We start from the raw sequence: 12175 nt of genomic DNA, 5'->3' as shown, positions 1-12175 counted from the left end.
TTAGGAGGTTATTTATGGCCAGTTTGAACAGCTTAAATGCTCGCAAGACTTTGCAGGTGGGAGGTAAATCCTACGAGATTTTCTCTCTCGATGCCGTGGAAGGCTTAAAAAAGCTTCCTTACGCGCTGCGCATTTTGGGCGAAAACCTGCTGCGTAACGAGGACGGTGCCAACATCACCGCCGACCAAATTAAGGCTTTGGCGGCATGGAATCCCGATGCGCAGCCCAGCACAGAAATCCAGTTCACCCCGGCTCGCGTGGTGATGCAGGACTTCACCGGTGTGCCTTGCGTGGTTGATTTGGCCACCATGCGCGAGGCCGTGAAAGACCTGGGCGGCGACCCCGAGAAAATCAACCCCCTAGCTCCGGCAGAAATGGTCATCGACCATTCGGTCCAGATTGACTACTTCGGACGCCCTGACGCTCTGAAACTCAACACGGATAAGGAATACGAACGCAACTCGGAACGTTACAAGTTCCTGCGTTGGGGCCAGGGCGCCTTTAACAACTTCCGCGTGGTGCCGCCGGGGACCGGCATTATCCACCAGGTCAACATCGAGTACCTAGCGCGTTCCGTGTTCACCAAGGAACTGCCCGACGGCACGGTACAGGCTTACCCTGACACCTGCGTCGGCACCGACTCCCACACCACGATGGTCAACGGGCTGGGCGTGCTGGGCTGGGGCGTCGGCGGCATTGAAGCCGAAGCCGCTATGCTCGGTCAGCCGGTGTCCATGCTGATTCCGCGCGTGGTCGGCTTCAAGCTCAAGGGCTCCATTCCCGCCTCCGCTACCGCCACGGACGTGGTGCTGACCATCACCCAGATGCTGCGCGAGCACGGCGTGGTCGGCAAGTTCGTGGAGTTCTATGGCGAGGGCGTCACGCAGGTGCCGCTGGCTAACCGCGCCACCATCGGCAATATGTCTCCCGAATTCGGTTCTACCGCAGCCATCTTCCCGATTGACCAGGTCACCGTGGACTACTTGCGCTTGACCGGACGTGACGAGGAGCGTTGCGCTCTGGTGGAGGCTTACGCCAAGGAGCAGGGCTTGTGGCACGATCCGAGCTTCGAGCCGAAGTACTCGGAGTACCTGGAACTCGACCTGTCCACCGTGGTGCCATCCATTGCCGGTCCGAAGCGCCCGCAAGACCGTATCAAGTTGAGCGAAGCCAAGCAAACCTTTGAAAAGACCCTGGTGCCCACCTACGCTCCTGAAGCGCATAAGCTTGTGGATCTGACCACCGCTGACGGCACCAAGACCAACCTCGATCATGGCCGCGTGGTCATTGCTTCCATCACGTCTTGCACGAACACTTCCAACCCCTCGGTGATGATGGCTGCCGGTATTCTGGCTCGCAACGCCCGTGCTAAGGGACTGAAGTCGAAGCCGTGGGTAAAGACGTCGGTGGCTCCCGGTTCCCAAGTCGTCACTGACTACTTTGACCAGGCCGGTCTGTGGGGCCCCCTCGATGAGCTGGGCTTTAACCTGGTGGGTTACGGCTGCGCGACCTGTATCGGTAACTCCGGTCCGGTTCCGCCCGAAATCTCGAAGGTCATCAACGACAACGACCTGGCCGTTACGGCGGTGCTGTCTGGTAACCGTAACTTCGAGGGACGTATTTCTCCCGACGTTAAGATGAACTACCTGGCTTCTCCGCCGCTGGTTGTGGCCTACGCCCTGGCCGGTACCATGGACTTCGATTTTGAGACGGAGCCCCTGGGCCAGGATCAAAACGGCAACGACGTGTTCCTGCGCGACATCTGGCCCGACCCCGCCGAGGTGCAACGGACTATCGACGAGACCATCAACCGCGACATGTACACGAAGGATTACGCGAACGTGTTTGCTGGTGATGAGCGCTGGCAGTCTCTGCCGACCCCGGAAGGCAGCCGCTTCACCTGGGACGATGCCTCGACCTATGTGCGCAAGGCACCGTTCTTTGACGGAATGAAGATGGATCCGGAACCGGTCAAGGACATCCACGGAGCTCGGGTTTTGCTGAAACTGGGCGATTCCGTCACGACCGACCATATCTCTCCGGCCGGCGCTTTCAAGCCCGAAACTCCTGCTGGCCAATACCTGACCGGAAACGGGGTGCAGCCCAAGGACTTCAACAGCTACGGTTCGCGCCGCGGCAACCACGAAGTCATGATGCGCGGCACGTTTGCCAACATCCGCATTAAGAACCAGCTGCTGGACGGGGTTGAGGGCGGTTTCACCCGCGACTTCACCCAGGAAGGTGGCCCCCAGTCCTACGTTTATGACGCCTCCATGAACTACCAGGCTGCCGGGATTCCGCTGGTCGTGCTGGGCGGCAAGGAATACGGTACGGGCTCCAGCCGTGACTGGGCTGCAAAAGGTACGCGCCTGCTCGGTGTGAAAGCCGTTATCGCACAGTCTTTCGAGCGCATTCACCGTTCCAACCTGATTGGCATGGGTATCCTGCCGCTACAGTTCCCGGAGGGACAGTCGGCGGACTTGCTAGGTCTGGATGGGACGGAAACCTTTGACATCAGTGGTGTAACCGCTCTGAACGAAGGTAAGACTCCTGAGACGGTGAAGGTGTGCGCCACCAAGGCCGATGGCTCTAAGGTCGAGTTCGACGGGGTGGTTCGTATCGACACCCCCGGAGAGGCCGACTACTACCGCAATGACGGCATTCTGCGTTACGTGCTGCGTAACCTGGTGAAGGCCTAAGCGTTAGCGGCTCAACCGTTCATAGCTCCCCGGATCGCCATCTGGTCGGTCCGGGGAGCTATTTTTAACTGTCGCCGCCGCCAAATCGTTGCAGGGACGCTGCTCCAAACAGGCGTGACATGAAAGAAAACGTGAAAACCGGATAGAATGGGACGGTATCTTCTTGAGGAGTTTTACGAATCTATGTCCCAACTTGAACCCGTAAGTGCGCAAAACGCGGACTTGGCGTCGTTGCGCCTGCTACCGACGATTTCTTCGCCGCGCGATTTGCGGAAACTCAATCACCAGGAACTGGACCGCCTGGCCGGTGAAATTCGCCATTTCCTGGTGGAATCAGTGGCGAAAACCGGGGGACATCTGGGTCCGAACCTCGGCGTCGTCGAGCTGACCATCGCCCTGCACCGCGTGTTTAATGTCACCAGAGACACCCTCGTTTTTGATACGGGACACCAAACTTACGTTCACAAGCTCCTGACGGGACGGCAAGATTTTTCCCGGTTGCGTCAACGCGGCGGCCTGTCCGGTTATCCCTCGCGGGCAGAATCAGATACGGATGTGCTGGAAAACTCTCACGCTTCAGCCGCACTGTCCTGGGCGGACGGGATTGCCCGGGCAAACCGCCGGACCGGAAAGCGAGGCTGGGTCGTAGCGGTCATCGGCGATGGAGCGATGACCGGTGGCATGGCGTGGGAGGCTCTGAACAACATTGCTGAGGAAAACGAAGGCCGTCTCATTATTATCTTGAACGACAACGGGCGTTCCTACGCTCCGACCATCGGCGGGCTGGCACATCACCTGGATGCCCTGCGAGTTACCCCCCAGTATGACAAAGCCTTGAAGTGGGGCAAACAAACCCTGAAAGGCGGCGGGCCGGTGGGGAACCTAGTGTATTCCGGGCTGCACGCCGCGAAAGCCGGGTTGCGCGACATGGTCGCCTCCGCCGAAGGGGTCCTGTTTGACGAGTTGGGCATTACCTATACCGGCCCCATTGACGGACACGACATTGCCGCCTTGGAGTTTAGTTTCACCAGGGCGAAGGCTGCGAAGAAGCCCGTATTGATACACGTCATCACCCAAAAGGGACGCGGCTACACCCCGGCGGAAGAAAATGTCTCCGACCACTTCCACGCGATTGGGCGAATTCACCCGGAAACCGGCCTGCCCATCGAACCGGAACGCTTTGAATGGACCCAGGTTTTTGCCGACGAAATCTGCAGCCTGGCGCGTGAGAATGAAAAAATCGTCGCCATAACCGCCGCGATGCTTCGCCCCGTAGGGTTGTGTCCGATGCAAAAGGAGTTCCCCGACCGAGTTTTCGACGTTGGCATTGCCGAAGCCGATGCCTTGGCCACCGCCGCCGGCTTGGCATACGGTGGGATGCACCCGGTTATTGCCCTGTACTCCACGTTCCTAAACCGAGGCTATGACCAGTTGCTGATGGATATCGCGCTACACAGGGCTGGGGTGACGATTGTCGAGGATCGTTCCGGTATCACCGGCAGCGACGGCGCCAGCCACAACGGAATGTGGGATATAGCTCTGGCCGGGACAGTGCCCGGTCTGCGTTTGGCCGCGCCGCGCGACGCCGCGACCTTGCGCGAAGAACTGCGCGAGGCTGTCCAAGTTGAGGACGGACCCACCATCGTGCGCTATCCGAAAGGCTCGCTGCCCAAGCCTTTGCCCGCTCTGAAACGTGCTCACGGGGCAGATGTATTGTGGGAATCGGCGGACTTCGTAGCACCGTCAGCACCAACCCGCGAGCAAGAGGCCAGCTTAAACCGGCCGAGGAACCTTTTGATGGTGGCGACCGGAGCATTTGCCCACCTGGGGGTGGAGGTCGCGAACGAACTCCAGGCCCTCAACAATCTGGCGGTGCGCGTAGTCGATCCGCGGTGGCTGATTCCCGTGTCCGCCGACTTGGTGGCGGCAGTAGGGGCCTACGACCGGGTCGTAACCCTGGAGGATGGACTGGTAGAAGGCGGTTTCGGTTCCCAGCTGCGCAACGCGGCAGCGGCGCAGGACATCTTTACTCCGGTGTTGTCTTACGGGATTCCGCGACAATTTTTGCACCACGCCACGCGCGACGAAATCCGCGAAGAACTGGGGTTGACCCCCCGAGCGCTGGCTGATTCCATTAATTCTCGGATTTGAGGGCTTTCACCAGCGAATCTAAAGTATTTTCAATCTGCCAAGGTCGCGCCTGACTGGCCTGCAATACCTCCAGGACCTGGGACTCCGAGGCGTCGTCAGGCAGTACCCAAGCCAGTCGCCGGATAGTTTTCGGTTCCAGCATAACCTCGTAGTTGACGTCTAACTGGGTAGCTACCTCGGCCACGGTTTCACGCAAACGCCGCCACCGATCGGCCTCCAGTGGGTGATTGTGCGTGAAAGTGCGTGAATCCGGAACCTCGCCGGGAACGCGCGGGGCACGCCGCGGGGGAAGTTCCTTGGCGGACAGCTGATAGGACCTGCGCAAAGCCGCAAACCAGCGGTCGGCTCGTTTTCGGCCAGCCCGGTCGTGGCGAAAATCCTCCAAAGCCCCCATGTAACGTTTGCCCTTCGGCAGTGCCGCCGCCAAGGCAATCATTGCCGCGTTCGTCAGCACTTTGGTCGGTGCCAAATCTTCGTCTTGGGCCAGTTCATCGCGGGAATACCACAGTTCCCGCAGGGCGGCGAGATTGCGCGGGGCGTGGACTTTTCCAGAACCGGGGACGTGACGCCACGGATCGGGTTTAGGCGCGGGGGGCTGAAAATCCAACAGATAGTTGAATTCTTGCTCCGCCCAGTCGTCTTTATCCTCGTCTTGCAGCCTTAGCCACAGCTCATTGCGCAGGTCAATGAGATAATCCACGTCCAGGGCGGCGTAGGTCTGCCAATCGGAGGGCAGGGGGCGGGTGGACCAATCCGCCGCGGAATGTTCCTTCGCCAAGGTGATGCCCAGCACCTGCTCCATGACCGCGGCCAAGCCGAACCCCTCAAAGTTCAACAGTTTCGCCGCTAGTTCCGTGTCGAACAGCAGCTGCGGGCGCATTCCCAGTTCCAACAGACAGGGCAAATCTTGGGTCGCGTCGTGCAAAATCCACTCCGCCTTGCCAATAGCCTGGCTCAACGGCTCCAAATCGGGAAAGGCTATCGGGTCGATGAGGAACGTGCCCACGCCCTCGCGACGCAATTGCACCAGGTAGGCGCCTTGTGAATAGCGAAACGATCCGGCTCGTTCGGTATCGAGAGCGACTGGACCCGTGGCAGCGGCGACGAGTTCACAGACGTGTTGCAGAGCTGCGGGAGTGTCCACAATCGGAGCCAAGGGCTCGCGAGTACGGGTGACCAGCCGTGGGGATTGCGGTTTTGAGGTAGTGCTCGACATAACGGTTCTATGTTATAACCTGGTGCAGCTGTACTCGTCCTGCCGCACCGTAGGGGTGTTTCTGGGGGAATGTTCGTTATCGCACAAGGGTGGTCGGGAAGGTTCTAATGACGCAGCTGAGTGACGTTTTCCTCGGGGGAGAGCCCGGTCGCCTGCAGCATGGTGTCCAGCCAGGCCAGGAAATGAGCGCTCAAATCGGGACTGCCAGGGGTCCAAGAAGCGCGAATCTCGAGGGTAGCGGAGGTGGCGCGCAGTGCGAAGCCCTCAAAAGAACGATTGATGGTCGTGGTGGCGGTACCCACCAAATGTCCGTAATCAGCGTCTCGGCTGGCCAAACACTCGCGGAGCCAAGACCAGGCGACTTCCCCGGCTAGCGGATCTTCACCCAAAGCTAACTCCGTATCGGTCGCCACCAGAGCAATAACCCGAAACTCGCCGCCCCAACCTTCTTGGGTCTGCGGATCGTAGAGACACACAAACCGGCCGGTAGCGGGAGCCTCCGCCTCCACGTGCAGCGCCGTCTCCGCGCTAATCGCCACTGCATAAGGGGCAATTTTCACCGGGGCAGGCACCTCGTGAATGGAAACGCGAGGCGGTACCGAGGCTTGGCGCAGCGACAAAAGAGCGAGTTCCCACGCTGGGGGGACCTGCGTCTGTGCCGTTGAACTCGCCTCGCTCACCCTCTCAGCGTAAGCGAGAGAGAGGGAAAACCGGCCGTACCACGCCCTGCAGACCCGAAATACCTCTGTGGACTGCCCGAGACCTCAAACCTAGAGAGAACGGTCAGCCAAAGGGGAGGCCAAAACCACAATGGAACGCGAACGTACCGTAACGGTCTCGGGGGAACCCAGCAGCTTGGCCCGCTCGAAATCCGTCTCAATTGGCTGTTCCGCGGTCGTGTCGATGACCCGATACCACTGCAAATCGTGAGTCCACTGCGGCATAGTGAACTCCAAGTCCTTTTCGGAAGCGTTGAACATGAGGATAAAATCATCGTCTTCCACGCACTCGCCGCGTTTGCCCGGCTCATCTATAGAAGCCCCATTCAGGGAAATCGTCAGGGCTTTGGCGTAGGCGGTGGTCCATTCTTCATCGGTCATGTGTTCGCCGTTGACGTTGAACCACTCGATGTCGCCGCGATCCGATTCGCCGCCGCGTGCCGCGTCCCCAGCCAGGAACCGGCGCCGACGAAACACCGGGTGCTCGTTGCGCAGGTGAATTAGTGCCCGGGTAAAGTCGAACATCTTTTGGTCACGCGCGTCTTCGTTCCAATGAATCCAGGTGATTTCGTTGTCCTGGCAATACCCGTTGTTGTTGCCGCCTTGGGTGCGCCCCAACTCGTCGCCGTGGGAAATCATGGGGACCCCTTGGGATAGCAGCAGGGTGGTCAGGAAGTTGAAACGTTGGCGGCGGCGCAACTCGTTTATGGACTCATCTTTGCTGGGGCCTTCCTCCCCGTGATTCCAAGATTTGTTGTTACTGTCCCCGTCGACCCCGCCTTCGCCATTGGCTTCGTTATGTTTATCGTTATAGGAAACCAGGTCCAGCAGGGTAAAGCCGTCATGAGCGGTCACAAAGTTGATGGACGCCACCGGCAGGCGCCCCGTGTGGGCATAGAGGTCTGCCGAACCGCTGAAGCGGGACGCGAATTCGCCCAGTTTTGCTGGCTCGCCACGCCAATAATCCCGCACCGTGTCGCGATACTTGCCGTTCCATTCCGACCACAGAATCGGGAAACCGCCTACGTTGTATCCGCCTTCACCAACGTCCCAAGGCTCGGCAATGAGCTTGACCTGGGAAATAATCGGGTCTTGGTGGATGATGTCAAAGAAAGCCGAAAGTTTATCGACCGAGCTGAGTTCCCGCGCTAGGGTCGAGGCGAGGTCGAACCGGAAACCATCGACGTGCATCTCGGTAATCCAGTAGCGCAGCGAATCCATGATCAGTTGCAGCACCGCGGGGGAGCGCATCAGTAGGGAGTTGCCGGTCCCGGTCGTGTCGAAGTAGTGTTCCCGGTCGCCCTCCACCAGGCGGTAGTACACTTCGTTGTCCAAGCCGCGGAAAGACAGTGTCGGTCCCATCTGGTTGCCCTCGGCGGTGTGGTTGTAGACGACGTCGAGGATAACTTCGATACCGGCCGAATGCAGGTCTTTGACCATTTGCTTAAATTCTTCGACCTGGCGGTCGCCGCGACGATCCGAACAGTAGCCGTTATGCGGAGCAAAGTAGCCGATAGTGTTGTAACCCCAATAGTTTTTGAGGCCTTTTTCCTCCAGGGAAGGATCGGTGACGAATTGGTGTACAGGCATGAGTTCCACCGCGTTGACGCCCAGGTGTTTCAGGTAGGAAACGTTGTTCGGGTGCCCCATTCCCGCGTAAGTGCCCCGCAATGCTTCGGGAATGGCAGGGTTGAGCATGGTCATACCCTTGACGTGGGTTTCATAGATGACTAGGTCCGGGTAATCCAAGCGAGGGTGGCGGTCGTTGCCCCAATCAAAGAAAGGGTTGATGACGACTGAATGCATCGTGTGTGCCGCTGAATCCGCGTCCGAATATCCGTCCGGGTCCCCTGCCGGATAGGCAAAAATCGACATATCGCCGTCTAAGTCGCCGGCGATGGCTTTGGCATAAGGGTCCAGCAACAGTTTGCTCGGATTGAAGCGCTGTCCTTTGGTGGGGTCATAAGGGCCGTAAACGCGGTAACCGTAGTGTTGCCCGGGGCGGAGGTTAGGGATATAGCCGTGCCAGACGTGGGCATCGACTTCATCCAGAGAGAAACGTTCGGTTTCCCGTCCGTCGTCTTCTACCAAACAGAGTTCTACCTTTTCAGCGTTGGCTGAATAGACTGCAAAATTGGTTCCGCTCCCATCATAAGTTGCCCCCAGCGGATAAGGCTTTCCTGGCCAAATTTCCATAACTTAAATATCTCATATTCGAGCGCGGTGCGCTGAATTTGGGCTATGAGGGCTGCTCCTTACTAAGTGGGATGTCGTCTTTGTCTGTGGATTTGAGTTTCAGAAGTCCGTTCAACAGGTTGGAGCGGTTGTCCTCCGTTTCGTCGGGCAGCTCGGGGATAATGTCTGCAGTCGAGGCTTGCCACCACCCGCGTTCCTGCAGCAATGGTTCGGCCTTACGCACGAACTCGGCAGCAATCTGGCGATAGGTGTCGGTGTTGGGGTGGAAACCGTCCTCGGCTCTAATCATGAATGTTCTCCACAAAGGCACATCTCCCAAGTGGCGCATGGGAACCAAGATGTGGTTTGACTGAGAAACTACGTTGATAACAATGTCATTCATCTCGAGGGCACGTTTATCCGCCGGAAGCGGTTTTGCCGGGGGAACCTCAGCAATCAAGGCGGGGGCAGGCAGGCTTTCAACGATAATTTCCATCTGTTTTTGAAAGTTTTCGGTGCTTTGGCCCTCGGGGGAAAAGACATCGTTGCCGCCAATGTCCAGAGTGATGATGTCCGGCGTTAAACCCGTGGCTAGCAGATGCGGAATCTCGGTGTTCACTACGGTCGAGGCGATGGCCCCGGATATGGAAAAATTCAGCACAATAACGCGGCGTTGCGTGGCTCGTCGCAGATAGGAGGCAAACAGTGCCACGTAAGAGTCCTGCACGTCCTCACACCCCACCCCTTGTGCGGCAGAATCACCGAGAGCAACGTAAATCAGGGGAGGTGCGTTCTTAATTTTCGAGGGACGATGCAGCTTTTGACCGGTTTGGGGAAAGATGGGTTTGTTGGAGTACCAGTCGCTGCGGTGCAGATAACGTTGTGCTCCGTTAGCGAATAATGCGAAGCCGGGGGCGTAGATTTCCGGGTTCGCCAGCATTCCCAGTTCGTTTAGTTTCGCCAGTCCGGAGATGACGTGGTCTTCCCAGAACCAACGGTGACTGGAAACTTCTTGATGGACTTTCCACATTCCCGCGGCGGCAGAACCCGCCCAGAGCAGAGACGATGACGTTCCCAGCGCGGTGAGGGCGGAAACTTTTGAAGAAGCGGGTAGCTCGCGGAACAGCTCAAGTACCGTATCGACAGAAATCTTTTTGGCGGCCATGGCTTCAGCTTACCCGGCTCGCACGTATTTAAGCGCGCCGGAAACAAGTTTGGTGGGCCATACTGGGATCGAACCAGTGACCTCTTCCGTGTGAAGGAAGCGCGCTACCGCTGCGCTAATGGCCCAAGGCTTATCAAGTTTAGCCTTAGGCAGCTCTGAACGCAAAACCTCGGCGTACCGCGCCAGAACGGCCGGAGACGGAGAACCACAACGGTTCCGCAACGGTCTAGTGAACCTAAGCGACCGTGCAAAATAGGATTATGCACGAGTTTTAGCCGAACCCGACCGCGATTCGGACAAAACGAGCTTTATATGTTAAGACAAATGCCCAGATAATTTTCAGAAAACCTACAGTATATGTTTAGAATTCCGATATGTACGAGGTTTCAGATTCTGAGACTTCCGTCAAAAGGCGGGTAACCTTGGACGACGTGGCAAAGGTGGCACACGTTGCGACTTCTACCGCTTCGCGAGCGTTGAATCGTCCGGGGCGTATCAATGCTGAGACGGAAGCTTTAGTGCGCCAGGTGGCGACCGATTTAGGCTACGAACGCCCCGAAAATTTTTGGCTGCGAACCCACTCCGTCACCCAAAAAATTGGCGTCATGATTGTTCCTGAAAAATATCGTCTGTTGGCCGCGATACAGGAAAAGTTGTACTTGGAGCATTACCTGCCGGTTCTGTATCCTGCTGTTCCTGTCCGAGCCCTGCGGACCATCAAACAGGAGTTCGATAACGTTGACGGATTGATTGTCGACAATCCGGAAATCCCCGGACGTATCCGCTTGGAAATACCGAGCACTCAGCCGCTGGTGGTGACCAATTGTTTGATAGATGAGGCAACTTGTGTCATACCGGATACGGAACAGGGTGTAGCTGTTTTGCTGACACATTTGAGGTCGCTGCGCCATGAATCGATAACTTACTTTTATGCCAAAGATAGTTGGCTGGACGAGAGTGTTTTGCAGGCTTTGCGCACCGGGTGCGAACAAGCCGATTTGGCCCTGCATACGGTGGGAAATGTGGGGGATAGCCTGGAATCAGGTTGTCGTGCCGTGTCGGCATGGCGCAAATATCTGGACAGTGCGGTGGTCTTTTGTGGGTCTCTTTCCGCCATTGGGTTCATGCAAGAATTGAGCCGGTCGCTGAAAGTGACGGTGCCGGACGATGTTTCTGTTGTAGCTGTCGGCGATGTTTTTACGGGACACTTGCTCCAGGCCAGAACGACCACTCTGGAGGTTCCGGACCGAAAGATTGGCGTGGAGGCCGTGCGTCAGCTGGTCAGCCAGATTCGCCATCGGTCCCGTTGTGAAAATCGGGCCAAGCTTGTGAGCATGAGGTTAGTAAACGGCGACACCACAGGTTTTTTCTAAGATCTGATACCTGTGATGTTCCGGCCAGGGATCTCCGGTGTGCTGAGTATTTGCAACCCTCGCTCACTTATGTGTAAGATACTGGGGTTGGATTTTTCCGGCTTGTCGCGGATGTGGCTCAGTTGGTAGAGCATCACCTTGCCAAGGTGAGGGTCGCGGGTTCGAGTCCCGTCATCCGCTCGGTTTTTGGGGGGATCGAGCCGCGGTTCGGTTCCCCTCAAAAATTGGCTGTCTGAGGAATCCGGCCGGGTTCGTAACGCGTACTGGGTTCGGGTTCCTTTTTAGAGTAAAATACTCAAAACCACATTGGTGGGTTGGCCGAGTGGCTAGGCAGCGGCCTGCAAAGCCGTATACACCGGTTCGAATCCGGTACCCACTTCGACGGGCGGTTGGCGCAGCTGGTTAGCGCGTTTCCTTGACACGGAAGAGGTCGCAGGTTCGAGTCCTGTATCGCCCACCACGACGCAGGTCGAGGATAAAGCCGCGACCTGCGTGTTTTGGTTTTATGGACCGGGCAAGCTTGCTTGCAAAGGTCCATAAAACCAAAACACGTCAGCGGGGGACCCGCTGGCGGCTTTATCCGAGGCCAAGGAAGTGGCGCGCAATTTTGCGTAGCAAAATTGCTGGCACCATGGCGTGTGCTACGCGCAATTTTGCGTAGCAAAATTGCTGGCACC

At 57.6% G+C, this 12175-nt stretch carries 7 protein-coding genes and 4 tRNA genes; 6 read left to right on the top strand and 5 right to left on the bottom strand.

Going from position 1 to position 12175, the window contains the following annotated elements; translation table 11 throughout:
- Positions 1 to 14: 14 nt before the first annotated feature.
- Together acnA and dxs are read left to right on the top strand one after the other, a co-directional pair.
- Positions 15 to 2699: an aconitate hydratase AcnA gene (acnA, locus tag Q0X47_RS07905; protein WP_297724741.1), complete on the top strand. Its 2685-nt coding sequence runs from the start codon at positions 15 to 17 to the stop codon at positions 2697 to 2699.
- Between the two features lie 147 nt (positions 2700 to 2846).
- Complete coding sequence (dxs, locus tag Q0X47_RS07900) at positions 2847 to 4850, top strand: 1-deoxy-D-xylulose-5-phosphate synthase (protein ID WP_297724739.1); 2004 nt, start codon at positions 2847 to 2849, stop codon at positions 4848 to 4850.
- On the opposite strand, the gene Q0X47_RS07895 is transcribed toward dxs, so the two are convergent.
- From Q0X47_RS07895 to Q0X47_RS07875, 5 genes are all read right to left on the bottom strand, one after another.
- On the bottom strand, positions 4834 to 6066 hold the full coding sequence (locus tag Q0X47_RS07895; RefSeq protein ID WP_297724736.1) for an HRDC domain-containing protein: 1233 nt from the start codon (positions 6064 to 6066) through the stop codon (positions 4834 to 4836). The genes dxs and Q0X47_RS07895 overlap by 17 nt on opposite strands.
- 104 nt (positions 6067 to 6170) lie before the next feature.
- Positions 6171 to 6746, bottom strand: a complete 576-nt coding sequence (locus Q0X47_RS07890) for a DUF3000 domain-containing protein (RefSeq protein ID WP_295027816.1) — start codon at positions 6744 to 6746, stop codon at positions 6171 to 6173.
- Between the two features lie 90 nt (positions 6747 to 6836).
- Positions 6837 to 8981 carry a glycogen debranching protein GlgX gene (gene glgX, locus Q0X47_RS07885; RefSeq protein WP_297724733.1) on the bottom strand — a complete coding sequence of 715 codons (2145 nt, stop codon included), beginning with the start codon at positions 8979 to 8981 and terminating at the stop codon, positions 6837 to 6839.
- Between the two features lie 43 nt (positions 8982 to 9024).
- Positions 9025 to 10125, bottom strand: coding sequence for an SGNH/GDSL hydrolase family protein (locus tag Q0X47_RS07880; protein ID WP_297724731.1), 1101 nt, complete (start codon positions 10123 to 10125; stop codon positions 9025 to 9027).
- Positions 10126 to 10175: 50 nt separating this feature from the next.
- A tRNA-Val gene (locus tag Q0X47_RS07875) sits at positions 10176 to 10250 on the bottom strand.
- Between the two features lie 249 nt (positions 10251 to 10499).
- Between Q0X47_RS07875 and Q0X47_RS07870 the strand changes: the two genes are divergently transcribed.
- The 4 genes from Q0X47_RS07870 (at position 10500) to Q0X47_RS07855 (ending at position 11958) form a co-directional block, all read left to right on the top strand.
- The gene (locus Q0X47_RS07870) at positions 10500 to 11498 is read left to right on the top strand and encodes a LacI family DNA-binding transcriptional regulator (protein ID WP_297724729.1); all 999 of its coding nucleotides are present in this window, start codon (positions 10500 to 10502) and stop codon (positions 11496 to 11498) included.
- 107 nt (positions 11499 to 11605) lie between these two features.
- Positions 11606 to 11678, top strand: a tRNA-Gly gene (locus Q0X47_RS07865).
- Between the two features lie 128 nt (positions 11679 to 11806).
- Positions 11807 to 11877 (top strand) — tRNA-Cys (locus tag Q0X47_RS07860).
- 4 nt (positions 11878 to 11881) lie between these two features.
- Positions 11882 to 11958 (top strand) — tRNA-Val (locus Q0X47_RS07855).
- Positions 11959 to 12175: the final 217 nt, after the last annotated feature.

This window comes from uncultured Mobiluncus sp. (assembly GCF_947254095.1).
Lineage (GTDB): Bacteria > Actinomycetota > Actinomycetes > Actinomycetales > Actinomycetaceae > Mobiluncus.
The sequence above is the reverse complement of the archived record's forward strand: the minus strand, read 5'-3'. Positions and strand labels throughout refer to the sequence as shown.